Raw genomic sequence first — 24,789 nt, forward strand, 5'->3', positions numbered from 1 at the left:
ACCATGTCCGACAAGAAGAGCATCGAAATCACCGCCCACGACCTGCCGCTGCACTGCCCAACGCCGAACGCGCCGCTGTGGAGCCAGCATCCGCGCGTTTTCCTCGACGTGCTGAAGACCGGCGAAGTCACCTGCCCGTACTGCAGCGCCAAGTACGTCTTCACCGGCGAAGCGCCCAAGGGACACCACTAGTCGCTAGTCGCTAGTCATTAGTTGCTAGCGACTAACAACTAGCTACTAGCAACGCGATGAAAGCCCTCATCGTCGCCCCCTCGTGGATCGGCGACACCATCATGGCGCAGCCGCTGTTTGCGCGGCTCTGCGCCCGCCACCCCGGCCTGCAACTCGACGCCCTGGCGCCGCGCTGGGTGGCGCCGGTGCTGCATCGCATGGCGGAAATCCGCGATGTCGTCGACAGCCCCTTCGGGCACGGCCAGTTGTCGCTGAAAGCTCGCTGGCGCCTGGGCCGCGATCTCGCCGCCCGCGGCTATGACGCGGTCTATGTCCTGCCCAATTCGCTGAAATCGGCCCTGGTGCCGTGGCTGGCCGGTATCCCGCAACGCGTCGGATTCACCGGGGAATCGCGCTACGGCCTGATCAATGTCCGCCACGACCTCGACAAGCAGGCGCTGCCGCTGATGGTCGAGCGCTTCATGCAACTGGCCGAAACCCCGGGCACGCCGCCGGCCAAGCCGATCGCCCACCCGCGCATCAGCTCCAGCCAGGCCGACCGGCAGCGCACCCTGGCCGAACTCGGCCTGAGCAAGCCGGAACGCATCGTCGCCTTCTGCCCGGGCGCCGAATACGGCCCGGCCAAGCGCTGGCCGGCCGCGCATTTCGCCACGCTGGCCCGCAGCCTGGCGGAACAAGGCTGCGCCATCTGGCTGTTCGGCTCGCCCAAGGACCACGCCGTCGCCGAGGAAATCGCCCGGCTCGCGCCCGGCCTGTGCCGCAACCTGTGCGGCGCCACGTCGCTCGGCCAGGCGGTCGACCTGCTGGCCCTGGCCGACCTGGTGGTGTGCAACGACTCCGGGCTGATGCACGTCGCCGCCGCCCTCGACCGGCCCATCGTCGCCCTCTACGGTTCGTCGTCGCCGGGTTTCACGCCGCCCTTGTCGAATCGCGCCGACATCGTCAGCCTGAACCTCGACTGCAGCCCCTGCTTCAAGCGGGAGTGCCCGCTCGGCCATCTCGATTGCCTGAACAAACTGTCGCCCGGGCAGGTTCTCGCGCATTGCCAACAATGGATCTCGCCATGAGCAAGCCCGGTCATTTCGCCTCGCCCGACGATGTCGAACATGCCTTCTACGACGCCATCGCGCACGGCGATGCCGATTTGCTGATGCTGGTCTGGGCCGAGGACGAAGACACCATCTGCGTACATCCGACCGGCGTCCGCCTGCGCGGCGAGGCGCCGATCCGCGAAAGCTGGCGCAGCATCTTCACCAGCGCCCGCATCAAGGTCCAGCCCGAGTCGATTGCCCACTGGCAGGGTAGCGTCATGGCCATCCATCACCTGACGGAAATCCTGTTCGTCGGCGATGATCCCAGCCCGCACGGACCGCTCCACGTCACCCACGTTTACGTCCGCGGCGCCCATGGCTGGCGGATGGTCAGCCGGCATGCCTCGGCCGCCGACGATGGCCACCAGGCCATGGCCGACGCCATCCCGCATACGCTGCATTGAACCCCTACCGCGCCCCCGGCTGGCTACCCGGTGGCCAGGCCCAGACCCTCTGGCCCCTGCTGATCAAGCCGCAAGCCATCCCGCTGCGCCGCGAGCGCTGGGAAACGCCGGACGGCGACTTCATCGACGTCGATCACCTCGACGGCCCGGCCGGATCGCCCTTGCTGGTTCTCTTCCATGGCCTGGAAGGCAGCGCCCGCAGCCATTACGCCATCTCGACCGCCCGCGCCTGCCGGCGCATCGGCTGGCGCCTCGCCCTGCCGCACTTCCGCGGCTGCTCCGGCGAACTGAATCGCCGCCCGCGCGCCTACCATTCCGGCGACTCGACGGAAATCGACTGGATCCTGCGTCGCCTGCACCAGGGCAACGCCGGCCGCCGCCTGCACGCCGCCGGGATTTCGCTGGGCGGCAACGCGCTGCTCAAATGGGCCGGCGAACAGCAGCAATCCGCCGCCACGCTGGTCACCGGCGTCGCCGGCATCTGCGCCCCTCTCGACCTCGCCGCTTGCGGCCACCATCTGGCACGGGGCTTCAACCGCATCTACACCCGGCATTTCCTCGACACGCTGAAATCCCGGTCGGCCGCCCGTCTTGAGCGCTTCCCCGGGCTTTTCGACGAAACCCGGATGCGCCGCTCGCGCAACCTGTGGGACTTCGACGACGCGGTGACCGGCCCGGTGCATGGTTTTGCCGGTGCCGACGATTACTGGACCCGCTCGTCGGCCAAGGCCTGGCTGAAAACGATTGCCGTGCCCGCCCTGGTCGTCAATCCGAGAAACGATCCCTTCCTGCCGGCCTCGGCGCTGCCCGGCCCGGCCGACATCAGCGCCAGCGTCCGCCTCGAGCAGCCGGCCACCGGCGGCCACGTCGGCTTCGTCAGCGGTTCCTTTCCGGGAAACCTAGACTGGCTGCCGCAAAGGCTCTTACACTTCTTCATTTCCGAATTGTCATAAGCAAACATCATCATGAACCAGCTTCCTGCCGAAATTTTCAAGGCCTACGATATCCGGGGCATCGTCAATAAATCGCTGACCGCCGACGTCGTCCGCCAGGTTGGCCACGCCCTCGGTTCGCTGGCCGTCGAACAGGGCCAGACCGCCATCGCCGTCGGCCGCGACGGCCGCCTGTCCGGCCCTGAACTGGCCGGCGCCCTGATGGACGGCATCAACGCCGCCGGGGTCGACGCCATCGACGTCGGCTGCGTGCCGACCCCGCTGACCTACTTCGCCGCCTACGAACTGGGCTGTCACTCCTGCGTCTCGGTCACCGGCAGCCACAACCCGCCGGACTACAACGGCCTGAAGATGGTCATCGGCGGCACCACGCTGGCCCTCGACGCCATCCAGGACCTCAAGAAGCGGATCGAGGCCGGCAACCTGAAGCACGGCCAGGGCCAGCGCCGCAGCGCCGACATCACGGCCGCCTACGTCGACAAGATCGTCGGCGACGTCAAGCTGGCCCGCCCGATGAAGATCGTCATGGATTGCGGCAACGGCGTCGCCGGGGCGATCGCCCCCGAGCTGTTCAAACGCCTGGGTTGCGACATCGTGCCGCTCTATTGCGAGGTCGACGGCAATTTCCCCAACCACCACCCGGACCCCTCCAAGCCGGAAAACCTGGCCGACGTGATCAGGGCGCTCAAGGAAACCGACGCCGAGATCGGCATCGCCTTCGACGGCGACGGCGACCGCCTCGGCGTGGTGACCAAGGACGGCGAGATCATCTTCCCCGACCGCCAGCTGATGCTCTTCGCCGCCGACGTGCTGTCGCGCGTGCCGGGCGGCCAGGTCATCTACGACGTCAAATGCACCCGCCTGCTCGCCCCGTGGATCCGCCAGCACGGCGGCGTGCCGCTGATGTGGAACACCGGCCACGCGCTGGTCAAGGCCAAGCTCAAGGAAACCGGCGCCCCGCTGGCCGGCGAGATGTCCGGCCACACCTTCTTCAAGGAACGCTGGTACGGCTTCGACGACGGCCTGTACACCGGCGCCCGCCTGCTCGAGATCCTGAGCAAGGCGGCCGACGCCAACCCGGTGCTCAAGAACCTGCCCAATGCCCCGTCGACCCCGGAACTGAACATCAAGATGGCGGAAGGCGAGCCGTTCGCCCTGATCGACAAACTGAAGGCCAACGGAAAATTCGCCGGCGCCGAGGAAATCATCACGATCGACGGCGTCCGGGTGGAGTACGCTGACGGCTTCGGGCTGGCCCGCCCGTCGAACACCACGCCGGTTGTCGTCCTGCGCTTCGAAGCCGACAATGCGGCGGCGCTGGAACGCATCCAGCAGGGTTTCCGGCAGGCGCTCAACGCGGTGTGGCCAGGCATCCAGCTACCGTTTTAAGGAATTTTCGTGAGCGAATCAGCCGCCGACCAGTTGTTCCTCGGACGCCAGCCGATCCTCGACCGCGACCAGCAGCTGTTCGCTTACGAACTCCTTTTCCGCAGCGGCAGCCACAATTTTGCCGACGTCACCGACGGGGTCGAGGCCACCGCCACCGTCATCGCCAACGCCTTCACCGAACTCGGCGTCGCGGCGGCACTGGGCAAGCATCGCGGCTTCATCAATGTCGACGAAGCGTTCCTGTTCAGCGACATGCTCGAATTGCTGCCCCGCCACGCGGTCGTTCTGGAAATCCTGGAAACCGTGCCGCCGACGCCGGCCGTCGTCGAGCGCTGCGGCGCCCTGAAAGCCGCCGGTTTCACGCTGGCCCTCGACGATGTCATCCAGCTCGAGCCGGAGTTTGCCGAGCTGCTGGCCCTGGTCGACATCGTCAAGGTCGACATCCAGCCGCTGTCGCGCGTCCAGCTGATGCAGCTGAGCATGAAGCTCAAGCCCATGGGCAAGCAACTGCTGGCCGAGAAGGTCGACTCGCGCGAGCAGATGGAACAGTGCCTGAAGCTGGGCTTCACCCTGTTCCAGGGCTACTACTTCGCCAAACCGACCATCATCGCCGGCAAGAAGCTGGATCACTCGCAGCTGTCGCTGATGAAGCTGATGGGGCTGCTGCTTGGCGACGCCGACACCTGCGAACTCGAAGCGGCGCTGAAGCCCGAGCCGGGCCTGACCGTCAACCTGCTGCGCATGACCAACTCCGTCGGCGCCGGCTGCACCGAACGCATCACCTCGCTGGGCCACGCCATCGCCGTTCTCGGCCGACGCCAGCTCCAGCGCTGGCTGCAGCTGCTGCTCTTCGCCTCGGGCAAGCAGAGCGCAAGCGGCAACCCGCTCCTCCAGATGGCGGCCACGCGCGGCCGGCTGATGGAACTGCTGGCCGACGAACTGAGCCCCGGCGACAGCGGCTTGGCCGACCGGGTCTTCATGGTCGGCATCATGTCCCTGATGCCCGTTCTGGTCGCCCAGACCATCGAGGAAATCGTCGCCCCGCTCGGCCTCGCCAGCGACGTGCGGGATGCGCTGTGCCACGGCAGCGGCCGGTTGGGCGCCCTGTTGCGCATCACCGAAAGCAGCGAGCGCGGCGACACCAGGGACCTGAGCGCCGCACTGGCCGAATTGCCCGGCCTGGGCGTGAAAGCCATCAATCGGGCGCAGACCCTGGCCCTGCAATGGGCCAACGAGATCGGCCAGGAACAGTCGGCCTGAGTTTCGTTACAAAACCGCCACAGCCTGACAACATCCGGCCGGGCAGGCCGCCCCTATAATCGTCGGGTCACCTACTTCACGACATGCCATGGATAGCGAACGCCCATACCAGCAATTCGGACATAACGCGCTTGGCCGGCCGCCCCAGGGGCCGCTGGCCAAACTGCTCGCCTTCGTCCTGAGTGCCGCCTTCCTCGTTCTGGCTTTCATGTTTTCGCTGGTCGCCCTGGCCGTCGTCGCCGTCCTCGGCCTGGTTCTCGGCGGCTGGCTGTGGTGGCGGACCCGGAAACTGCGCCAGGAGATCAATCGCCAGCGTGCCGAGCCTTGGGACGGCATGACCCAGGAAAACCCCTTCCGCGCCGCGCCGGAACGCTCATCGACCGTCATCGACGGCGAGGCAACCCGCATCGCCGAGGAAGCGACGGGCGGCGCCACGCGCCGCCTGGAAAACTGAGCGGCGCGGGCCTGGCCGCTTAACGCAGCTTGGGATTGAGCGAGCCGCGGTTGTAGTCCTTGTCGCCCGGCATCAGGGTACGCCCGACGCCGAACAATCCCCCTTGCGCCTCGGCGTTGCGCACCTTGTTTTCCGGGTAGTCGGCCGCGACTTTCCGGGCGGCTTCGGCCCTGGCCGTATCGACGAACTCCCAGTGCCCGTTCGGAAACAGGCGCACCGGCTGCCCGTCGGAGGTCACGGCCTCGATCGGCGTGCGCTCCGGCTCGGCGGCGAGGCATAGCCCCGCCCCCAGCATCAGCAGGATGGCGGCCAGCGCTTTCACAGCTTGGCGTCGACCCAGCCCTGGACGGAGGCCAGCGCGGCCGGCAGGTTTTCCGGCTGGGTGCCGCCGGCCTGCGCCATGTCCGGACGCCCGCCCCCCTTGCCGCCGACCTGCTGGGCGACCAGGTTGACCAGTTCGCCGGCCTTGACCTTGCCGGTCAGGTCGGCGGTGACGCCGGCGATCAGCGTGACCTTGCCGTCGGCGACCGACGACAGCACGATGGCGGCGGACTTCAGCTTGTCCTTGAGCTTGTCCATGGTTTCGCGCAAGGCGGTGACATCGGCACCTTCCAGCGTCGCGGCCAATACCTTGGCGCCCTTGACGTCGACGGCCTGGCCGACCAGATCGTCGCCCTGCGAGGCAGCCAGCTTCGACTTCAGGCGGGCCAGCTCCTTTTCCAGCGCACGGACGTTGTCCATGATGCCGACGACGCGCTCGGCGATCTCTTCCGGGGTCGTCTTCAGCAGCGCGGAGATGCCCTGGACACGGTTTTCCTGCGCCTGCACGTAGGCCAGCGCGTTGTTGCCGGTGATCGCCTCGACGCGGCGCACGCCGGCGGCAACGCCGGCCTCGCTGACGATCTTGAACAGGCCGATGTCGCCGGTACGGCCGACGTGCGTGCCGCCGCACAGTTCCTTGGACGAGCCGATGGCGACGACGCGCACTTCATCGCCGTACTTTTCGCCGAAGAGCATCATCGCGCCCGACTTCTGGGCATCGTCGATGGCCATGACGCGGCTGTCGGTGGCGGCATTGGCGAGGATCTCGGCATTGACGATTTCCTCGACCTCGCGGATTTCCTCGGCGGTCATCGGCTGGCTGTGCGCGAAGTCGAAACGGGTCTTGTCCGGATCGACCTGGGAACCCTTCTGCTGCACGTGGCCGCCGAGCACCTGGCGCAAGGCCTTGTGCATCAGGTGGGTGACCGAGTGGTTGCGGGCCGTCGCCGCGCGCGACACCGCGTCGACACGGGCCGCGACTTCCTGGCCGACGACCAGCTTGCCGGTCTTCAGCACGCCGTGGTGGCCGAAGACGGCGGCCTGGATCTTCAGCGTATCCTCGACCGCGAAGATGCCGCCGACGCCCTTCAGTTCGCCGCGATCGCCGCACTGGCCGCCGGATTCGGCATAGAACGGGGTGTTGTCGAGGACGACGACGCCGAGGTCGCCTTCGTTCAGCTCATTGACGGCGGCACCGTCCTTGTACAGCGCCAGCACCTTGCCCCTGGCGTCGAGCGATTCGTAGCCGTGGAAGGTGGTTTCCTCGCCGGCATATTCCAGCGCCAGCGCCATCTTGAACTTGCCGGCGGCACGCGCCTGCTCCTTCTGGCGGGCCATCGCGGCGTCGAAGGCGGCGCCGTCGACGGTGAAGTCGCGCTCGCGGCAGATGTCGGCCGTCAGGTCGAGCGGGAAGCCGTAGGTGTCGTGCAGCTTGAAGGCGGTTTCACCGTTGAAGACGGCGATGCCCTTGGCGGCCATGTCGGCCAGTTCGCCTTCGAGAATGGCCATGCCGTGCTCGATGGTGGCAAAGAAGCGGTCTTCTTCCTGCTTCAGCGTGGCGACCACCTTGGCCTGGTTTTCCTTGAGTTCCGGATAGGCTTCGCCCATCTCGGCCACCAGGTCCGGCACCATCTTGTGGAAGAAGGCGGCGCGGGCGCCGAGCTTGTAGCCGTGGCGGATGGCGCGGCGGATGATGCGGCGCAGCACGTAGCCGCGGCCCTCGTTGCCCGGGATGACGCCGTCGGCGATGAGGAAGGAGCAGGCGCGGATATGGTCGGCCAGCACCTTCAGCGACGGGCTGTTGATGTCCGCATCTGAGGTTTCGCGCGCGGCGGCGGCGATCAGCTTCTGGAAGAGATCGATCTCGTAGTTGGCATGGACGTGCTGCAGCACGGCGGAGATGCGCTCCAGGCCCATGCCGGTGTCGACCGACGGCTTGGGCAGCGGATGCATGACCCCGGCTTCGTCGCGGTTGAACTGCATGAACACGTTGTTCCAGATTTCGATGAAGCGGTCGCCGTCTTCGTCCGGCGATCCCGGGGGGCCGCCCCAGTGCTGCTCGCCGTGGTCGTAGAAGATCTCGGTGCACGGGCCGCAGGGGCCGGTGTCGCCCATCATCCAGAAGTTGTCGGAAGCGTAGCGGGCGCCCTTGTTGTCGCCGATGCGCACGATCTTCTCGGCCGGCACGCCGACTTCCTTGTGCCAGATGTCGTAGGCCTCGTCGTCCTCGGCATAGACGGTGACCATCAGCTTGTCCTTGGGCAGCTTGTAGACCTCGGTCAGCAGTTCCCAGGCGTACTTGATCGCATCGCGCTTGAAGTAGTCGCCGAAGCTGAAGTTGCCCAGCATCTCGAAGAAGGTGTGGTGGCGCGCGGTGTAGCCGACGTTCTCGAGGTCGTTGTGCTTGCCGCCGGCGCGAACGCATTTCTGCGAGGTGGTGGCGCGGCTGTAGGGGCGCTTGTCGAAACCGAGGAAGACGTCCTTGAACTGGTTCATGCCGGCGTTGGTGAACAGCAGCGTCGGGTCATCGTGCGGAACGAGCGACGAGGAGGCGACGATCTGGTGCCCCTTCGAGGCGAAGAAGTCGAGGAATTGCTGGCGGATTTCAGAGCTTTTCATAAGCTGGCGGCCTTCGCGGCGTTGGAATTCGAAACCGTCCATTTTAAATGAAAGTGCCGGCCTTCAGTGCAGGAGCATGGCCCGCCGGGACGCCGCCGGCGCAAAAAGAAAAACCCGCGCGGCGGCGGGTTTTCGGTGTCGGCGACAGGGATTCAGCGATGGCGCGGGCGATCCATGCGGCCATCGTGATTGTAGTCATGCTGGCGGTCGTGTTTCTGGCGGTAGATACGGTCGCTTTGCACGTCCTGCGCGTGATGGATGCGCGCCCGCTCCTGGCGGGTCACCACGCCATCCGCCTTGGCCCGGGTTTCCATGTTGTTGACATGCTGCTGGCCGCGGTCCAGGCGGTTCGCCTCGCGCGGGGTCAGGCTGCCCGAGGCGACGCCCTGGTCGATGCGACGCTCCTGGTTGATCTGGCGCTGGTCGACGCCCGGCGTATTGGCCTGGGCGAAAGCCAGGGTGGGCAGGACGACGGCGATGGCGGCAAGTGCTTTGACGGTTTTCATGTTTTCCTCCTGTGATGTAGGGCGAACTCCCTGGACGCCATTAGAAGTTAAACCGCGTTAAAAATCAGCCATCCAAATGCAAGCCTTTGTAAGCACTTGTTTCGGAGGCGAACAGATCGAGCCGGTCGGTGAAGACGGCACTGACGCCCCGCGCGAACAGGGCGCTTGCCTGCGCCGGATCGTTGACGGTGTAGCACAACACGGGAACGGCGGAATCCGTCAAGGCGGCGAGGGTATCGTCGGCCAGGTGCCTGGCGTTGCAATGCAGCGTCACCGCCTGCAGGCGCGCCATCTCCTGTGGCCAATCCCGGGGAACCCGCTCGAACAGCAGGCCTCGCGCCAGAGCGGGCGCCAGGTCGCGGGCGATTTCGACGGCCTCGAGGGAAAAGGAGGAAAGCAGGGGCATCACCTCGGCCCCTTGCCACAGCGCGCTCGCCTGACGGGCGACCGCCTCGGCCGTCTGGCGCTCGAATCCGCCGGCCGGCTTGATCTCGACATTGGCCAGCAAGCCGTATTGGCGGCACAAGGCGGCCGCCTCGGAAAAACGCGGGATGCGCTCGCCGTTGCCGGCATCGAGCGCGAACAGCTCGGCATCCGGCGTTTCGCAGACGCGCCCGACGCCGTTGGTCGTCCGCTCCAGCGTTTCGTCGTGGATGAGGACCGGCGTGCCGTCCGCCGACAACATCACATCGAACTCGACAGCCCGGTAACCGAGCCGCGCCGCCAGCCGGATGCCGGCCAGGGTGTTCTCCGGCGCCAGCGAACCGCCGCCGCGATGGGCAAACCAGCGCGGCAGCGGCGGCGTCATCAGAAGGGCTGCGCCTTCTTCAGGGCCGGCTTGGCATTCAATACCGCGTTGCCACGCGACACCGCCGTGTCGAGCGCGGCCTTGGCCGGCTTCCTGTCCGCCCACACGGCTTCCAGTTCCTCGTTGGCAATGATGCGAACCGGGTCGGCATCGGAAACGTGCGGGACGTTCGCGGTACCGCGCCCCTTCATCGAGGCATACGCCACTTCCAGGGTCTTGTCGCCATCCTGCAGCAGCTTGCTCCGCGCCGCCGAGCGCGCCGCCGCGGTCAGCGGCAAGCCGCCATAGATGCGCACCATTTCTATCTGCATCTCCGGCGACAGCAGGAAGGAAACGAACTTCGCCGCCTGCTTGTACTCGGCAGCCGACTTGCCCGCGCCGACCCACAACGAGCCGCCATCGGCCAGCGTGTTCTGGCGACCGCCATAAACGTCGTCGTGGTAAGGCAGCGGCGCCACGCCCAGCTCGACCCCCTTGGCGTCACGGAAATCGACGTGCTCGCGGGAATCGGTCGTGATCATGGCGCACTCGCCGGCATGGAATCTGGCACTGGCTTCGTCGCGACGCCCGAACAGCTTGAAGTAGTTGGCCTTGGTCCAGGTTGCCATCATCGCGATGTGCTTGACCTGCGGCAGCCCGTTGAAGGTCAGGGCTCCCTTGTCGCTGACCGCGGGAACCCCGGACACGGCGCTCACGTTATCGACATGGACCCAGACCGGCCACGACGAGGTATAGGGACAGGAATAGCCGGCATCCTGAAGCTTGTCGAGCACGCCCTGCATCTCGAACCAGGTCTTCGGCGGCTGCTCGGGGTCCAGCTTCGCCTTGCGGAGGGCATTCTTGTTGTAGAACAGCACCGGCGTCGAATAGACCAGCGGCAAGGCGACCAGGCGCCCCTTGCCGTCGACCGCGCCGGCCTTCAGGTCGGGGGAGAGATCGGCCAGCTGCAGCGGCTGGCCCGCCTTGGCCATCATCTCGTGCAAGGGCACGAAGCTCTTCGGCTGGGCCAGGATATCGGTCATGTCATAACGGCGAACCAGGTTCAGGCCGGCCGGCTTTTCACCCTTCTCGAGGCGGGACAGCTTCAGGTTGCCACCCGTTTCCTTGTTGAACCGATCGACCAGGGCCTGCAGTTGCTCCTCGCCAGCCGGACCGAGATTGTGCGCGAGTTCGAAATCGGCGGCGACCGCCGGTGCCGGCGCCGCTTTGGCCGCAGCCTTGGCTGCCGGCTTGGCCGCCGATGCGGTGGCACAGGCAAGGGCCAGGGAAATGGCGACGACGGAAGGGAGAATTCGATGCTGCATGGGTACTCCGGAAGCGTAAAGCGCTTGATTATACCCGTCAAAATCAGGGCATCGCCTCTCCCTGTCTTTTACAAATATGCGAGAATCGCGAACATGAAAACGTACATCTTAGCCGCCATCGCCGCCATCGCACTCAACGCGTGCGACCAGATCGGCCAGAAGCTTGGCCTGGAAGACCCTGCCAGGAAAGAAGCCCGCATGGAGCCGGAAGCCAAGGCTGTCGGCAGCGCCTGCCGCCAATCGGGGCGCGCCATCGAGGACTGCTACTCGATCTACGGCTGGCTGCCGAAAGCCGGCATCTACGCCGGCTGGCGGGAAATGGACGAATACATGCGGGAAAACAAGCTGGAAACGGTCGCCCCGCAACTGCCGCCTCCGGAACCCCCGGGCGCCAGGAAGAAGGCGAAGAAGGACGCGACCGAAGCCACCGCGGCAAGCGACGCCAAGGCAGAAACAAAGGCTGAACCCAAGGCAGAGGCCAAAGCGGAAGGCGAAAAGAAAGTGGATAAACACTAAACCGCCCGCCACGCCAGCTTTCCTCTCGGAGAATATCGATGCCCTTCCCGGCTTTCATGGGCGGAATACGCGGAAAACTGATCACCATCTTCGTGCTGATCAAGGTGATCCCGCTGCTGTTGCTCGCCTGGTTCGCCTGGTATGCCACGAGTCGCCTGGGCAACGACGTATCGGCCAAGGCCGGCGGCATGGCCGATGCCATCCTGGTGACCATGAAGTCCATGGGCAAGACCGTCACCGACGATTCGATACGCGCGCTGGATCTGCGCTCGCGCGAGGCGATCGAGGCGCTGACGACGGATACCGCCAAGGAAATCGCCAACTTTCTGTACGACCGCGACAACGACATCCGCCAGGCCGCCACCCTCCCGCCCTCCGAGGAGGCTTTCGCGCAGTTTTTGAACGAGCACCAGCGCGACATCTATCAGCACGGCAAGTGGCGCCTGGCCGACGACGGGAAATCCTGGGTTCCCGAACAAACGGTCGCGACAGAGACGAAGCCTCCCCGTCCGCCGCTGCCCGACAACGCCAAGGACTTCCATGCGCGCCCTCCGGAATACCTCGGAGAACGCCAACGCCGCCCGCTGTTCGTCGAAATCACCTTCGTCGACCTGGCCGGCAATGAAAAGATCAAGGTCACGCGCGGCGACCTGACCGACAAGCGCCGGCGCAACATTGCCGACCCGGCCAACACCTTCGTCAAGGCCGAGAACTACTTCGCCGAGCTGGGCAAGCTCAAGCCCGGGGAGATTCATGTCTCCAACGTGATCGGCGCCTATGTGGGGACGCATGCCATCGGCCCCTACCTGCCCGCCGCTCTCGAAAAAGCCGGGAAACCCTTCGCCCCCGAAGACTCGGCCTATGCCGGTACGGAAAACCCGGTCGGCAGGCGCTTCCGCGGGATTGTCCGCTGGGCCATGCCGGTGCTCCGGGGAGGCCGGATCGCCGGCTATGTCACGCTGGCCCTCGACCACGACCACATCCGCCAGTTCTCCGATCGCCTGATGCCGACCGAGGAACGCTTCACCCCGATCGCCGATGCCATCAAGGGCAACTACGCGTTTCTCTGGGATCACCGCAGCCGCTCGATTTCCCACCCCCGCGACTACATGATCGTCGGCTACGACCCGCAGACCGGGCGCCCGGCCACGCCGTGGATGGACGCAGACCTTTACGCGGAATGGCAGGCCAGCGGCAAGCCCTCCGACGAGTTCCTGGCCGGCGTGCCGCCGTTCCGCGACCAGAACCTGAAGCGCAAGCCGGCCAAGGCGCAGGTCGACGCAGGAAGCATCGGCCTCGACTGCCGCTACCTCAATTTCTCGCCGCAGTGCGATGGCTGGAACGCCCTGACCGAACACGGCGGATCGGGCTCCTTCGTGATCTTCTTCTCGGGCCTGTGGAAACTCACGACGGCTGCCGCGATCCCCTACTACACCGGCCAGTACGGCAAGACGCCGCAGGGATTCGGTTTCGTCACCATCGGCGCCAACGTCGATGAATTCCACAAAGCGGCAACCGACACGGCAATGCGGATCAATACCCTGGTCGAACAGAAGGATGCCGACTTCAAGCACCGCCGCAGCGAACTGCTCGATCACATCAGCGAGAGTCTGGCAGCCACCGCCTTCGGTCTGTGGGGCTCGACCTTGCTGATGGTGATCATCGTCATCGGCATTGCCGTCTGGATGGCCGGGCTGCTGACCCGACAGATCACCGGGATGATCGACGGCATTCACGACTTCCAGCGCGGCAACCTCAGGCGCCGGCTGGATGCGCGTGGCACCGACGAAATGGGCGAACTGGCCCGCTCCTTCAATCACATGGCCGATTCGGTCGAGGAATCGTTCAAGCGCCTCGACGATGCGCGCGAAAAAGCCGAGGAAGCCAGTCGCCAGAAATCGGCCTTCCTGGCCACCATGTCGCACGAATTGCGGACTCCGCTCAACGGCATACTGGGTTTCGCCGAGCTCCTCAAGCTCGAACTGGCCAACCCGGCCCACCAGGAATACGCCGCCATCATCGAACAGAGCGGCAGCCACCTGCTCAGCCTGGTCAATGAAATACTCGACCTGGCCAAGATCGAATCGGGCGAAATGGGCTTCCAGTCCATTCCGACGTCCATCGCCGGCATCGTCGAGGAATGCGCCGCGCTGCACCGGGTTCCCGCGGAAGGCAAGGGCCTCCGCTTCCAGGCGCGGATCGCCGAGGGGCTGCCCGCCACCTTCCCGACCGACCCGATACGCCTGCGCCAGATCCTCAACAACCTGCTGAGCAATGCCGTCAAATTCACGGCGCGCGGAGAAATTTCGCTCGATGTCAGCCGGGCTGAGGATGAAATTGCCTTTTCCGTACGCGATACCGGCATGGGCATTCCGCCGGGCAGCCAGGAGACGGTGTTCGAGAAGTTCAAGCAACTGGAGCATTTCCTGACCCGCGAACAAGGCGGAACGGGTCTTGGGCTCGCCCTGGTCAAACAGCTCGCCGAACACATGGGGGGTAGAATCGTGCTGACATCCGAAGTCAACATCGGCTCGACCTTCACCGTCTTCCTCCCCCTTGGAGCGATCAATGATTGATCAACCGCTGGCCCTGGTCGTCGACGACCAGCCGACCAATCGCCTGCTCGCATCGGCGCTGCTCAAGCGCCTGGGCTGGGAGGTCAGGGAAGCTGCGGATGGATTGACCGCCCTGGCGCTGGCAAGGCAAAACGCTTTCCGCCTGATCCTGCTCGACATCAGCATGCCCGGACTGTCCGGCGAGGAAACCTGCGCCCAGCTCAAGGCCAGCGCCCTGTCGCCACAACCAGCGATCATCGCCTACACGGCGCATGCCTTCCAGGAAGACCTGGATCGCCTGAAGGGCCTCGGTTTCGACGACGTGCTGGTCAAACCGATCAGCCGGCAGCAGCTTGAAACGATGGTCGGCGGACTGTAAACCCGGGCGTTTTTCCGACAAAGGCCATTCTCCCGCTCCCGGCGGCCCATGTATTCTGACCGACAGCGAACGGTAGGCGTATAATTCCGGCCCATGTCTGAAATCAATACCTTAGCCGGCGACGCAACCGGCACCCCGGCTGCCGAAACAGCCCCCGAAATCACCTTCGCCGACCTCGGCCTCGCGCCCGAACTGCTGCGTGCCGTCACCGACGAGGGCTATACCAAACCGACGCCGATCCAGGCCAAGGCCATTCCGCTCGTCATCAGCGGCAAGGACATCATGGGCGGCGCCCAGACCGGCACCGGCAAGACGGCCGCCTTCACGCTGCCCATCCTGCAGCGCATCCTGCCCTTCGCGAGCAGCAGCCCGTCGCCGGCCAAGCACCCGGTACGCGCCCTGATCCTCGCGCCGACCCGCGAACTGGCGCTGCAGGTCTTCGAGTCGGTCAAGTCCTACAGCAAGCACACGCCGATCCGCGCCATGTGCGCCTTCGGCGGCGTCGACATCAAGCCGCAGATCGCCGAACTGAAGAAGGGCGTCGAAATCCTCGTCGCCACGCCGGGCCGCCTGCTCGACCACGTCGAGAACAAGAGCGTCAGCTTCAACTCCGTCCAGGCCCTGGTCCTCGACGAAGCCGACCGCATGCTCGACATGGGCTTCATCCCCGACGTCACGCGCATCCTGAAAATGCTGCCGGCGCAACGGCAGAGCCTGCTCTTCTCGGCCACCTTCTCGGAAGAGATCAAGAAACTGGCCGACACCATGCTGCAATCGCCGGTGCTGGTCGAAGTCGCCCGCCGCAACCAGGTCTCCGACACCATCACCCACCGCGTCCACCCGGTCTCCGAATACGGCAAGCGCGGCCTGCTGACCAAGCTGCTCAAGTCCGGCGACATCCGCCAGTGCATCGTCTTCATGCGCACCAAGCAGGGCTGCTCGCGCCTGACCCGCGAACTACAGCGGGCCGGCATCAAGGCCGACGCCATCCACGGCGACAAGAGCCAGATCGACCGCATCAAGGCGCTCGACGCCTTCAAGGCCGGCGAGACGCATGCCCTGATCGCCACCGACGTCGCCGCCCGCGGCCTGGATGTCGACGACCTGCCTTACGTCATCAACTACGAACTGCCGCACACGCCGGAAGACTACGTGCACCGCATCGGCCGCACCGGCCGCGCCGGCAAGATGGGCAATGCCATCTCGCTGGTCAGCGCGCACGAGGTCGGCTATCTGGTCGATATCGAAAAACTGATCAAGCGCCCCATCGAACAGGTCGAGGTGGCCGGTTTCGAACCGGAGCCGGAATACGAGTACCCGCCGGGAAACAAGCGCAAGCGCTCGTCGGCGCCGCCGCCGAAGGCGCCGCTGGCCCACAAGCCGGAACGCCACGAACGCAGCGACCGCCGCCCGCCGCGTCGCAACCCGATGATCGCCGCCGATGGCTTCGATTTCAGCAAGCCGTACGAGGAAACCTCCCCGCGCGGCGAAATCCCGGACTCGCCGAAGGCGCCGCCCAAGGCCGACCCGCACAAGCCCAAACGCGTCGTCGCCGCGCTGCTCGGCGGACTGGGCCGCAAGTAGGACCGACACCCGCAAACGATAACGGCGCCTTCCAGGCGCCGTTATCGTTTTGATGCTGCCCGATCAGAGCTGCGAGCGCGGTACGAAACCGGGCGGAGGCGCCGCTTTCTTGGGCGGCAAGGCCTCGACCAGCTTGATAATGGCCAGCGACAAGTTGTCCCCCCCGCCCTTGGCCCGCTGCCGGGCCTTGTCGATGAGGATTTCGCAAGCCTGGCGCGCGGAATTCTCGGCCACCAGGGTACCCAGTTCGCGATCGTCGAAATAGGCCCACAAACCGTCCGAACACAACACGAAGGAATCGCCGGCGGTCAGTTCGGTCACCTCGTCGAGAGTGATCTTGGGCTCATCCTGGCCGCCGAGGGAAGCCAGCAGGACGTTGCGGTTGGGATGCGTGAGCGCCTGCTCGGCCGTGATCTTGCCGGATGCCAGCAGATGCTCGACGTACGAGTGATCGACGGTCCGGCGAACCAGTCGATTGCCCCGGAAATGATACAGGCGGCTGTCGCCGCAATGCCCCCAGGTGACCCGCCCGGGCTGCAGCAACAACATCACCGCCGTGCTGTGCGGGTCCATTTCGTTCATGAAGCGCGACGCCTTGATCATGGTGTGCGCCTCGGCCATGCTGTTTTCCAGCATGCCTTGCGGGCATTCGTCGGCACCGAGGAAGTGGTCCAGATTGGTTTTCGCGGTATGGATGACCTGCTCGGCGGCCAGGGCGCCGCCGGTGTGCCCCCCCATGCCGTCGGCGACCACGGCCAGCGCCACGCCCTTGCGGCGGGCATGCGGCAGGATCGCCACGCGGTCCTGCTGCTCCTTGCGATCCCCTTGATGTTGCGCAGCGCACGCGTCGACAGCTATCGACATCCCTCCTCCTTTTCGGCCGGGAGATTATCACGAAAGACGGGAAGCCTGATTAACACTGTTGCGGCGTCGCTTTCGCGGCAATCACGACACATTGGCGACTCCCTGAAAGCGTTCGAGAACGATATCCACGAACTCCGGCAAGGTATCGTCGCTCAGCCCCAGCTCGGGCAGCACATCGCCGCGAATGGCATCCCACTCCGGGTTGTCCATGCGCTGGTCGACGCAATGGATCTCGATGGCCAGTTGCAGGATGGCGACCATGCTGCGCGCCTCGTGGGCGCCCAGCTCGTTGATCGAATGATGGTAACGAATGGCGTCGCAGATGAACTCCGGCAGACACCAGTGACGGGCGACCAGATAGCCGACCACGCAGTGATCGGCGTTGAACTTGCGATCCTCCTCGGCGAGGTCGATCCATTGCCCCGGCGCGCCCAGCTGCATCTCGGCGCAGTAGGTCGGGAAACGCTGCATCAAGAGCGGCACGCCGCAGTCGTGGAAAATCCCCGCCAGATAGGCCTGATCGGGGAAGATGTTGCACACGGCGATGCGCTCGTCGGCAATCAGCATGGCCATCTGGGCAATGGTGTGCGAACGCGCCCAGAACGCCTCGTAGACCTGACGGTTCTTCTTGATCGCCCCCAGCCCGGCCAGCGAGATGGCCTGGACCAGGTTGAAGGTCTGGCGCACACCGACGGCATGGAGGATCTCCTCGACCGTGCTCATCGGCGGATGCTGGCGATAGGCCGAATTCCCGACGATCCTGAACAGTATCGCCGTCAGCCCCGGGTCCTGGTTGATGACACGGGCCAGCAGGCGGACATCCATTTCCTTGCGCGCCATCAGCTTGCGCAGCTCGTCGAGCACGCGCGGCTGCGGCGGAATCTTCACGCCGCCCTCGAGCAAGCGCTTGATCCGCCCGCTCCCTTGCTCATCCAGCGATTTCGTAATCTCGAAAACAGAATTTGCGGCCTCAGCCATCACGCCAAACCCTCGTCTATCAGTTCTATCCAGTGCCTCACCGGCAGGTCGCTTCCGGCCTGCAGATGCATCAGGCAGCCGATGTTCGCGGTGGCGACCAGCGCCGGCCCGCCGGCCTGCAGCGCCTGCAGCTTGTTGTCGCGCAGGCGCCCCGCCAGCTCCGGCTGGAGCACCGAATAGGTGCCCGCCGAACCGCAGCAAAGATGCGCGTCGGCGACCGGGGTCAGCACATAGCCGCCGGCCTGCAACAGCGTTTCGATCACACCGCGAATCTTCAGGCCATGCTGCAGGGTGCATGGCGAATGAAACGCCAGATTGCCCCGCTCTCCGGCACGTTTGCCAAGAAGCGGCAACAGTGTATCCGTTTCTGCCACAAGAATCTCGGCGGGATCGCGGCAAAGCATGGCGATGCGGCGCGCTTTTTCAGCATAGGCGGGATCGTCGGCCAGGGCATGTCCGTAGTCCCGGACCTGAACGCCACAGCCCGATGCGGTGACCACGATCGCCTCGACCCCGGCCTCGACATGGGGCCACCAGGCGTCGATATTGCGGCGCATGTCGGCCTTGCCATCCTCCTGCGCGTTGAGGTGAAAGCGCACGGCACCACAACATCCGGCCTTGCTCTCTTCGAACAGCGTGATATCGAGGCGATCCAGCACGCGCGCCAGCGCGGCGTTGATGTTCGGCGCCAGCGCGGGTTGGACGCAACCGGCCAGGGCGAGCATGCGCCGGCCATGCGCCCTGCCTTCCGGCCAGGGGCGGCCGGCCGGCAGCGCCGGCGGCAGCTTGTCGGCCAGCGCCGAAGGCAACAGCGGCTTCATGGCCCGGCCCACGGCAACGGCCGACGCAAACAACGCCGGGTTGGGCAGCACCGTCTTGAGCAGCGTGCGCATCAGCCGGTCGCCCAGGCGGCGGGGCAGTTTTTCTTCCACTACCATGCGGCCGACGTCGAGCAGATGACTGTATTTGACCCCGGAGGGGCAGGTCGTTTCGCAGGAGCGGCAAGTCAGGCAGCGATCGAGATGGGTCCGCGTCTTCTCGCTGACCGGCTTGCCCTCGAGAACCTGCTTGATCAGGTAGATTCGGCCGCGAGGGCCATCCAGTTCGTCGCCCAGCAGTTGATAGGTCGGGCAGGTTGCCGTACAGAAGCCGCAATGAACGCATTTGCGCAGGATTTCCTCGGCCACCCGGCCGCCAGGCGTCGCCCGCAGTTCGTCGGTGAGTTTGGTATCCATCAGAACTCCGCGTACAAACGACCAGGATTCAGGATGCCCTTCGGGTCGAAGGATTTCTTGAGGCGCCGGTGCAGCGCCAGCATGGCCGGCGACAGCGGGGCGAATGCCCCCTCCCGGCAGCGCAGCGACTCGGGAGCGCGATAGAGCGTCGCATGGCCGCCTAGGCGCGCGGCAGCCCCGCGTACCGCTTCCTGCTCGCCGGCATACCAGCGCAGCGCACCACCCCATTCGATGGCGCGCAAGCCGGCCAGACCGGGATCGCCGGCCGTCGAAGGGAGGGCCAGGCGCCACAGGATGTCGGCGGCGAACGCCGGATGCGTCTGCTCGCGCACCGACGCCCAGAATCCGCTGTCTGCGGCCATTTCGGCGCCACCCAGCTTGGACATCGCCGCCTCGACCGCGGCCCGCGCGCCGGACAGGCGCAGCCAAAGCTGCTTGTCGTGCCAGAACGAGGCGGAGATCGGCAATGGCTGCCCGCCCCAGCGATTCAGCCGGGAAATCGCCTCGTCCGCGTCCATCGCAAACACCAGCGTCCGTTCCGCCGTGGGTTGCGGCAGCACTTTCAGGCTGACCTCGGCCATTATCCCCAGAGTGCCCATGCTGCCCGCCAGCAGGCGCGAGACGTCATAGCCGGCAACGTTCTTCATGACCTGGCCGCCAAAATTGAGCACCTGCCCCATCCCATCGACCAAGCGGGCACCGAGCATGAAGTCGCGCACGGCACCGGCTTGCGAGCGGCGCGGCCCGGACAGGCCTGCCGCCACGCATCCGCCCACCGTGGCCCCCGAAAAGCGGGGTGGCTCGAAGGCCAGCAACTGCCCGCGCTCGGCCAGGGCGGCTTCGATCTCGGCGAGCGGCGTGCCGCAGCGGGCCGTGATATACAGCTCGGTCGGCTCGTAAGCCACGATGCCGCGGTATCCGGCGACGTCGAGTGTTTCCCCCGACAGCATCCCGCCGTAGAAATCCTTGCTGCCGGCGCCGCGAATACGCAAGGCGGAATGACTGTCGTGCGCTGCCCTGACAGCCTGAACGATCTTGTCGAGCGTCATCAGAAGCGCTCCAGTTCGGGAAACTTGAGTTCGCCGCGATGCACGTGCATGCGGCCGTACTCGGCGCAGCGATGCAGGCTGGGCACCGCCTTGCCCGGGTTGAGCAGGCCCTGCTCGTCGAAGGCGTGCTTGATGCCGCGAAAGGCGTCGAGCTCCGGTGTCGCGTACTGGACGCACATCTGATTGATTTTTTCGATTCCCACGCCGTGCTCGCCGGTAATCGATCCGCCCAGGGCCACCGACAGCTCGAGTATTTCGGCGCCGAAAGCCTCGGCCCTTTCCCAGTTCCCCGGCTCCGAAGCGTCGTACATGATCAGCGGATGCAGGTTGCCATCCCCGGCGTGGAAGACGTTGGCGCAGCGCAGTCCGTATTTCCGCTCCATGCCGGCGATCGCCGACAGCATCTCGGCCAGCCGCTTGCGTGGAATGGTGCCGTCCATGCAATAGTAGTCCGGCGTGATCCTGCCGACCGCCGGGAAGGCCGCCTTGCGCCCGGCCCAGAAACGGAGGCGCTCGGCCTCCGACTGCGAGACGCTGATGTTGCTGGCCCCGGCATTCTTCAGCACGTCGATGACGCGGGCGATCTCCTCGGCCACCTCTTCCGGCGTACCGTCCGACTCGCAGAGCAGGATGGCCTCGGCGTCCAGGTCGTAGCCGGCCTTGACGAAGGGCTCGACTGCCGCCGTCGCCGGCTTGTCCATCATTTCCAGGCCGGCCGGGATGATGCCGGCGGCAATGATGGCGGCGACCGCGTCGCCGGCCTTTGCCACATCGCCGAACGAGGCCATGACGACCTGCGCCAGTTCCGGCTTGGGAACCAGCTTGACGGTCACCTCGGTGACCACGCCCAGCATCCCCTCGGAACCGATCAACAGCGCCAGCATGTCGTAGCCAGGGGAATCCGGCGCTTCCGAACCAATGTCGAAGACCTCGCCTTCGATGCTGACTACGCGGATACGCAATACGTTATGGACGGTCAGGCCATACTTCAGGCAATGCACGCCGCCCGAGTTTTCCGCGACGTTCCCGCCCAGCGTGCAGGCGATCTGGGACGACGGATCGGGTGCGTAATACAGGCCATGCGGCGCGGCCGCCTCGGACACGGCAAGGTTGCGCACCCCGGGTTGGACCACGGCCAGCCGGGCCAGCGGGTCGACGCGCAGTATCCTGTTGAAGCGCGCCAGCGACAGCACGACGCCCTGGGCATGGGGCATCGCGCCGCCCGAGAGCCCGGTTCCCGCGCCGCGGGCCACCACCGGAACGCCCAGCTGATGACAGGTACGCAGGATGTCGATGACCTGCCCCTCGGTCTCGGGCAGGCAAACAAGCAGCGGAAGCTCGCGGAATGCCGTCAGTCCATCGCATTCGTAGGGGCGCAAATCCTCCTCGTCGGCGAGCAGGCAGCGATCCGGCAGATAGAGTCGCAGTCGCCGGAGCAGGCTGTCCTTGTCGACCGAAAACGGGGTGTCGTTCATTGCTGTCATGATGGCGGGTTCACCTGATCAGGATGGCACGAAAATCATCGGCGGTGGTACGGGGCGGCCAGGATGGGCGGCAGTTCCCGAGCGCAGGAAAACAATAGCACGCATCGCGCTCAAGCTCGCCGCGGTAGCCAGGCAAGGCCGGCTTCGGTCGTGGTCAGGGGTTTGTATTCGCATCCGACCCAGCCTGCATAGCCCACGCGGTCGAGCAGCGAAAACAGGTAGGGATAGTGAATCTCTCCCGTACCCGGCTCATGGCGCCCCGGATTGTCCGCGATCTGCACATGCCCGATCAGGTCGATGTTCTCTTCTATCGTGCGCGCCAGGTCGCCCTGGATGATCTGCGCATGGTAGAGGTCGAGTTGCAGCCTGACGTTGCTGCGGTCGATGCGCTCGATCAGGCGGAGCGCCTTGTCGATATCGTCCAGCCAGTATCCGGGCATATCGACCCGGCTGTTGATCGGCTCGACCATGACGGTGGTGCCGACGGTCGCGAAACGATCGGCGGCATGGCGCAGGTTGGCGACATAAACGTCCTCCAGTTCGGCCTCCGCAACACCCCACGGACGCAAACCCGCCATGCAATGAACCCGCTCGCAATCGAGCACCAGCGCATAGTTCACAGCCTGCTCGACGCCGTCCGCAAACTCGGCCTGGCGCCCCGGCAAACAGGCCAGCCCGCGCTCGCCGTTAGCCCAATCGCCGGGAGGAAGGTTGAACAGCACCTGTTCCACATCGGCCGCCATCAGCCACTCGGCAAGGTCGTGGGCCGGCCAGTCGTAAGGAAAGAGATACTCGACCCCCTGAAAACCAGCCGCGGCGGCAAGGCGAAAACGCTCCCGAAAGGCATGTTCGGTGAACAGGAAACTCAGGTTGGCAGCGAACTTTGGCATGGTCGGGGCAGTCTCTCGAACGGCCTGTCAGTATAATCTGCAGCATACAAGGAGAAACATTGTGAGTGAGAACAGCAACCCCAAGGAACGCAAGGGAAACCGCCTGTCCAAAATCGTCACCCGCACCGGAGATGCCGGAACAACGGGGCTGGGCGATGGCAGCCGGACGACCAAGGATAGCCTCCGTATCGACGCCATCGGCGAGGTGGACGAACTGAACTCGACCATCGGACTGCTGCTTTGTGAGGAACTGCCCGATCCTGTGCGGGCGGCCCTGCTCGATATCCAGCATGACCTGTTCGATCTGGGCGGCGAACTTTGCCTGCCCGGCATGGCCATCATGAAGGATGCCCAGGTGACCCGCCTTGAGGAACTGGCAGAAGATTTCAATCGGGATCTGCCGATGCTGAAGGAATTCATCCTGCCCGGCGGAACCCGTCCGGCCGCTGTTGCCCACCTTTGCCGAACCGTGTGCCGGCGTGCCGAACGCGCAATGGTCCGGCTGCATGGCGCAGAAGCGCTCTCGGAAGCCGCCCGCCGCTTCATCAACCGGCTATCCGACCTGCTCTTCATTCTCGGCCGACTGCTCAATCGGGCTAGCGGGCGTGGCGACGTACTCTGGCAGAAAGCCAAGAACGCCGAGTAAGCCCGCAGCAAGGGCAGCACACTCCGCATAGAATTCCGAGTCGAATCGTGTACCGCGTTGTCACCCGCTACCGTAACGGAACCGAACGTCCCATCATTGAGCACGGTCCGTGGCATCCCTCTCGGCAGCACACCGAATATTGGGCGGAACAGTTGCGTCTTGCCGGCTATATCGTGGAGATCGACAGCCAGGCCGGCAAAGCTGCAGACGACAACGCCGACCTTGCCTCGGCGCTGGCCAGCATGGCCTGATACCGGGACTGCCGGGAATCCGGGCGATTCGCGTATGATCGGGGAACAAAAAACGATGGAGACAGCCCCCGATGAACCTTCCCGAATTCAAGACCATAAGCATCGCGCTTAGCGAACATGTCGCCGACATCCGCCTCAACCGCCCAGACAAGTCGAATGCCCTCAATGAAACGATGTGGCAGGAAATACGACAGGCCTTCGCGTGGGTTGATTGCTCGCCGGAGGCGCGCGTTGCCGTACTGAGCGGCGACGGCAGGAATTTCTGCGCGGGGATTGATCTGGCCATGCTGGCCGGCATCCAACAGCAGATCGCCAATCCGGACGGCGCCCGCAGCCGGGAAACCCTGCGCCGCATCATTCTCGATCTCCAGGGCTGCCTGAGCAGCATCGAGCAATGCCGAAAGCCAGTCCTGGCAGCCATCCATGGCGCCTGCATCGGAGGCGCGCTGGATCTCATCACCTGCTGCGATATGCGTTATGTCGCCAGCGATGCGGTGTTCTCCATCAAGGAAATCGATATCGGCATGGTGGCCGACGTCGGAACGCTCCAGCGCCTGCCACGACTGGTCGGCGAAGGTATCGTCCGGGAACTGGCCTTCACCGGGCGCACGATGGACGCAGGTGAAGCGCTTTCCCTCGGCCTGGCAAACCGCATCTTCCCATCCCGGGATGCGCTGCTGGCCGGCGTGCATGAAATCGCCGCAAGCATCACTTGCAAATCCCCCCTGGCCATTCGCGGCACCAAGGAAATCCTGAACTATAGCCGCGACCACAGCGTGGCCGATGGATTGAACTACGTTGCAACCTGGAACGCCGCCATGCTGCTATCGAGTGACCTGAAGGAAAGCATGGTCGCTCAACACGAGCGCCGCCCGCCGGCCTTTCAGTCGTAATACCTGTTCGGATGCGGGATTGCACCGCATCCGAAGCCGTGTGCAAAGGGCAATTTTTCAAATCTGCAAAGCAAAAACCCCCACCGGATATCCGGAGGGGGTTTTTAGTATGGGAGTCTGGCGTTGACCTACTTTCGCGAGCGGAAGCTCACTATCATTGGCGC

Annotated in this window: 25 protein-coding genes; 14 read left to right on the forward strand and 11 right to left on the reverse strand. The window is 65.1% G+C overall.

What is annotated here, in order from left to right; all coding sequences use genetic code 11:
- The first annotated feature begins 3 nt into the window (after nt 1–3).
- The 7 genes from Q0P59_RS16105 (at nt 4) to Q0P59_RS16135 (ending at nt 5,743) form a co-directional block, all read left to right on the forward strand.
- Nucleotides 4–192, forward strand: a complete 189-nt coding sequence (locus tag Q0P59_RS16105; RefSeq protein WP_295008134.1) for a zinc-finger domain-containing protein — start codon at nt 4–6, stop codon at nt 190–192.
- 56 nt (nt 193–248) lie between these two features.
- Entirely contained in the window at nt 249–1,259 is a 1,011-nt protein-coding gene (gene waaF, locus Q0P59_RS16110) for a lipopolysaccharide heptosyltransferase II (RefSeq protein ID WP_295008135.1), read from the forward strand.
- Nucleotides 1,256–1,687 (forward strand): nuclear transport factor 2 family protein, encoded by a 432-nt coding sequence (locus Q0P59_RS16115; RefSeq protein ID WP_295008137.1) that lies wholly within the window; start codon nt 1,256–1,258, stop codon nt 1,685–1,687. The genes waaF and Q0P59_RS16115 overlap by 4 nt, the downstream gene beginning before the upstream one ends.
- Nucleotides 1,684–2,640 carry an alpha/beta fold hydrolase gene (locus Q0P59_RS16120; RefSeq protein ID WP_295008139.1) on the forward strand — a complete coding sequence of 319 codons (957 nt, stop codon included), beginning with the start codon at nt 1,684–1,686 and terminating at the stop codon, nt 2,638–2,640. Before Q0P59_RS16115 ends, Q0P59_RS16120 begins: the two co-directional genes overlap by 4 nt.
- Nucleotides 2,641–2,652: 12 nt before the next feature.
- Nucleotides 2,653–4,029: a phosphomannomutase/phosphoglucomutase gene (locus Q0P59_RS16125; protein ID WP_295008141.1), complete on the forward strand. Its 1,377-nt coding sequence runs from the start codon at nt 2,653–2,655 to the stop codon at nt 4,027–4,029.
- Between the two features lie 9 nt (nt 4,030–4,038).
- A complete protein-coding gene (locus Q0P59_RS16130) occupies nt 4,039–5,289 on the forward strand; it encodes an EAL domain-containing protein (RefSeq protein WP_295008143.1) in 1,251 nt (416 codons plus the stop codon).
- Between the two features lie 88 nt (nt 5,290–5,377).
- Entirely contained in the window at nt 5,378–5,743 is a 366-nt protein-coding gene (locus Q0P59_RS16135; protein ID WP_295008146.1) for a hypothetical protein, read from the forward strand.
- A gap of 19 nt (nt 5,744–5,762) precedes the next feature.
- Here Q0P59_RS16135 and Q0P59_RS16140 read toward each other — a convergent pair whose 3' ends face one another.
- The 5 genes from Q0P59_RS16140 to Q0P59_RS16160 form a co-directional block, all read right to left on the reverse strand.
- Nucleotides 5,763–6,065 carry a hypothetical protein gene (locus tag Q0P59_RS16140; RefSeq protein ID WP_295008148.1) on the reverse strand — a complete coding sequence of 101 codons (303 nt, stop codon included), beginning with the start codon at nt 6,063–6,065 and terminating at the stop codon, nt 5,763–5,765.
- Complete coding sequence (gene alaS, locus Q0P59_RS16145) at nt 6,062–8,683, reverse strand: alanine--tRNA ligase (RefSeq protein ID WP_295008150.1); 2,622 nt, start codon at nt 8,681–8,683, stop codon at nt 6,062–6,064. Before alaS ends, Q0P59_RS16140 begins: the two co-directional genes overlap by 4 nt.
- Before the next feature lie 152 nt (nt 8,684–8,835).
- Nucleotides 8,836–9,189, reverse strand: a complete 354-nt coding sequence (locus tag Q0P59_RS16150; protein WP_295008152.1) for a hypothetical protein — start codon at nt 9,187–9,189, stop codon at nt 8,836–8,838.
- Between the two features lie 64 nt (nt 9,190–9,253).
- Complete coding sequence (ugpQ, locus tag Q0P59_RS16155) at nt 9,254–9,997, reverse strand: glycerophosphodiester phosphodiesterase (RefSeq protein ID WP_295008154.1); 744 nt, start codon at nt 9,995–9,997, stop codon at nt 9,254–9,256.
- Entirely contained in the window at nt 9,997–11,301 is a 1,305-nt protein-coding gene (locus Q0P59_RS16160; protein WP_295008156.1) for an extracellular solute-binding protein, read from the reverse strand. The genes ugpQ and Q0P59_RS16160 overlap by 1 nt, the downstream gene beginning before the upstream one ends.
- Before the next feature lie 93 nt (nt 11,302–11,394).
- Here Q0P59_RS16160 and Q0P59_RS16165 point away from each other — a divergent pair, with 93 nt between their 5' ends.
- From Q0P59_RS16165 to Q0P59_RS16180, 4 genes are all read left to right on the forward strand, one after another.
- The gene (locus tag Q0P59_RS16165) at nt 11,395–11,817 is read left to right on the forward strand and encodes a hypothetical protein (RefSeq protein ID WP_295008158.1); all 423 of its coding nucleotides are present in this window, start codon (nt 11,395–11,397) and stop codon (nt 11,815–11,817) included.
- 38 nt (nt 11,818–11,855) lie between these two features.
- Nucleotides 11,856–14,393, forward strand: coding sequence for an ATP-binding protein (locus Q0P59_RS16170; RefSeq protein WP_295008160.1), 2,538 nt, complete (start codon nt 11,856–11,858; stop codon nt 14,391–14,393).
- On the forward strand, nt 14,386–14,751 hold the full coding sequence (locus Q0P59_RS16175) for a response regulator (RefSeq protein WP_295008162.1): 366 nt from the start codon (nt 14,386–14,388) through the stop codon (nt 14,749–14,751). The genes Q0P59_RS16170 and Q0P59_RS16175 overlap by 8 nt, the downstream gene beginning before the upstream one ends.
- Before the next feature lie 159 nt (nt 14,752–14,910).
- Complete coding sequence (locus tag Q0P59_RS16180) at nt 14,911–16,335, forward strand: DEAD/DEAH box helicase (RefSeq protein ID WP_295008183.1); 1,425 nt, start codon at nt 14,911–14,913, stop codon at nt 16,333–16,335.
- A 63-nt stretch (nt 16,336–16,398) separates the two neighbouring features.
- Here Q0P59_RS16180 and Q0P59_RS16185 read toward each other — a convergent pair whose 3' ends face one another.
- The 6 genes from Q0P59_RS16185 to hyi form a co-directional block, all read right to left on the reverse strand.
- Nucleotides 16,399–17,199, reverse strand: a complete 801-nt coding sequence (locus tag Q0P59_RS16185) for a protein phosphatase 2C domain-containing protein (protein WP_295008164.1) — start codon at nt 17,197–17,199, stop codon at nt 16,399–16,401.
- An 81-nt stretch (nt 17,200–17,280) separates the two neighbouring features.
- The gene (locus Q0P59_RS16190; protein ID WP_295008166.1) at nt 17,281–18,177 is read right to left on the reverse strand and encodes an HDOD domain-containing protein; all 897 of its coding nucleotides are present in this window, start codon (nt 18,175–18,177) and stop codon (nt 17,281–17,283) included.
- A complete protein-coding gene (glcF, locus tag Q0P59_RS16195; protein WP_295008168.1) occupies nt 18,177–19,412 on the reverse strand; it encodes a glycolate oxidase subunit GlcF in 1,236 nt (411 codons plus the stop codon). The genes Q0P59_RS16190 and glcF overlap by 1 nt, the downstream gene beginning before the upstream one ends.
- Complete coding sequence (gene glcE / locus Q0P59_RS16200) at nt 19,412–20,461, reverse strand: glycolate oxidase subunit GlcE (protein ID WP_295008170.1); 1,050 nt, start codon at nt 20,459–20,461, stop codon at nt 19,412–19,414. The genes glcF and glcE overlap by 1 nt, the downstream gene beginning before the upstream one ends.
- Nucleotides 20,461–21,945: an FAD-linked oxidase C-terminal domain-containing protein gene (locus Q0P59_RS16205; protein ID WP_295008172.1), complete on the reverse strand. Its 1,485-nt coding sequence runs from the start codon at nt 21,943–21,945 to the stop codon at nt 20,461–20,463. Before Q0P59_RS16205 ends, glcE begins: the two co-directional genes overlap by 1 nt.
- A gap of 110 nt (nt 21,946–22,055) precedes the next feature.
- Nucleotides 22,056–22,835 carry a hydroxypyruvate isomerase gene (gene hyi / locus Q0P59_RS16210; protein ID WP_295008174.1) on the reverse strand — a complete coding sequence of 260 codons (780 nt, stop codon included), beginning with the start codon at nt 22,833–22,835 and terminating at the stop codon, nt 22,056–22,058.
- A 61-nt stretch (nt 22,836–22,896) separates the two neighbouring features.
- On the opposite strand from hyi, the gene Q0P59_RS16215 reads away from it, so the two are divergent.
- The 3 genes from Q0P59_RS16215 to Q0P59_RS16225 all read left to right on the forward strand — a co-directional run bounded on the left by Q0P59_RS16215 (nt 22,897) and on the right by Q0P59_RS16225 (nt 24,625).
- Nucleotides 22,897–23,481 carry a cob(I)yrinic acid a,c-diamide adenosyltransferase gene (locus Q0P59_RS16215; protein ID WP_295008176.1) on the forward strand — a complete coding sequence of 195 codons (585 nt, stop codon included), beginning with the start codon at nt 22,897–22,899 and terminating at the stop codon, nt 23,479–23,481.
- A gap of 47 nt (nt 23,482–23,528) precedes the next feature.
- Nucleotides 23,529–23,732: a hypothetical protein gene (locus Q0P59_RS16220; RefSeq protein ID WP_295008178.1), complete on the forward strand. Its 204-nt coding sequence runs from the start codon at nt 23,529–23,531 to the stop codon at nt 23,730–23,732.
- A gap of 71 nt (nt 23,733–23,803) precedes the next feature.
- Nucleotides 23,804–24,625 (forward strand): crotonase/enoyl-CoA hydratase family protein, encoded by an 822-nt coding sequence (locus Q0P59_RS16225; RefSeq protein ID WP_295008180.1) that lies wholly within the window; start codon nt 23,804–23,806, stop codon nt 24,623–24,625.
- Nucleotides 24,626–24,789: the final 164 nt, after the last annotated feature.

The organism is uncultured Dechloromonas sp. (assembly GCF_945957265.1).
Lineage (GTDB): Bacteria > Pseudomonadota > Gammaproteobacteria > Burkholderiales > Rhodocyclaceae > Azonexus.

Excerpts from the sequence above, each read along its gene's own strand:
- Q0P59_RS16105 (WP_295008134.1), top strand. The coding sequence starts at position 4 with ATGTCCGACAAGAAGAGCATCGAAATCACCGCCCACGACCTGCCGCTG.
- waaF (WP_295008135.1), top strand. The coding sequence starts at position 249 with ATGAAAGCCCTCATCGTCGCCCCCTCGTGGATCGGCGACACCATCATG.
- Q0P59_RS16115 (WP_295008137.1), top strand. The coding sequence starts at position 1,256 with ATGAGCAAGCCCGGTCATTTCGCCTCGCCCGACGATGTCGAACATGCC.
- Q0P59_RS16125 (WP_295008141.1), top strand. The coding sequence starts at position 2,653 with ATGAACCAGCTTCCTGCCGAAATTTTCAAGGCCTACGATATCCGGGGC.
- Q0P59_RS16135 (WP_295008146.1), top strand. The coding sequence starts at position 5,378 with ATGGATAGCGAACGCCCATACCAGCAATTCGGACATAACGCGCTTGGC.
- alaS (WP_295008150.1), bottom strand. The coding sequence starts at position 8,683 with ATGAAAAGCTCTGAAATCCGCCAGCAATTCCTCGACTTCTTCGCCTCG.
- Q0P59_RS16150 (WP_295008152.1), bottom strand. The coding sequence starts at position 9,189 with ATGAAAACCGTCAAAGCACTTGCCGCCATCGCCGTCGTCCTGCCCACC.
- ugpQ (WP_295008154.1), bottom strand. The coding sequence starts at position 9,997 with ATGACGCCGCCGCTGCCGCGCTGGTTTGCCCATCGCGGCGGCGGTTCG.
- Q0P59_RS16160 (WP_295008156.1), bottom strand. The coding sequence starts at position 11,301 with ATGCAGCATCGAATTCTCCCTTCCGTCGTCGCCATTTCCCTGGCCCTT.
- Q0P59_RS16165 (WP_295008158.1), top strand. The coding sequence starts at position 11,395 with ATGAAAACGTACATCTTAGCCGCCATCGCCGCCATCGCACTCAACGCG.
- Q0P59_RS16170 (WP_295008160.1), top strand. The coding sequence starts at position 11,856 with ATGCCCTTCCCGGCTTTCATGGGCGGAATACGCGGAAAACTGATCACC.
- Q0P59_RS16175 (WP_295008162.1), top strand. The coding sequence starts at position 14,386 with ATGATTGATCAACCGCTGGCCCTGGTCGTCGACGACCAGCCGACCAAT.
- Q0P59_RS16185 (WP_295008164.1), bottom strand. The coding sequence starts at position 17,199 with ATGTCGATAGCTGTCGACGCGTGCGCTGCGCAACATCAAGGGGATCGC.
- Q0P59_RS16190 (WP_295008166.1), bottom strand. The coding sequence starts at position 18,177 with ATGGCTGAGGCCGCAAATTCTGTTTTCGAGATTACGAAATCGCTGGAT.
- glcF (WP_295008168.1), bottom strand. The coding sequence starts at position 19,412 with ATGGATACCAAACTCACCGACGAACTGCGGGCGACGCCTGGCGGCCGG.
- glcE (WP_295008170.1), bottom strand. The coding sequence starts at position 20,461 with ATGACGCTCGACAAGATCGTTCAGGCTGTCAGGGCAGCGCACGACAGT.
- Q0P59_RS16205 (WP_295008172.1), bottom strand. The coding sequence starts at position 21,945 with ATGACAGCAATGAACGACACCCCGTTTTCGGTCGACAAGGACAGCCTG.
- hyi (WP_295008174.1), bottom strand. The coding sequence starts at position 22,835 with ATGCCAAAGTTCGCTGCCAACCTGAGTTTCCTGTTCACCGAACATGCC.
- Q0P59_RS16225 (WP_295008180.1), top strand. The coding sequence starts at position 23,804 with ATGAACCTTCCCGAATTCAAGACCATAAGCATCGCGCTTAGCGAACAT.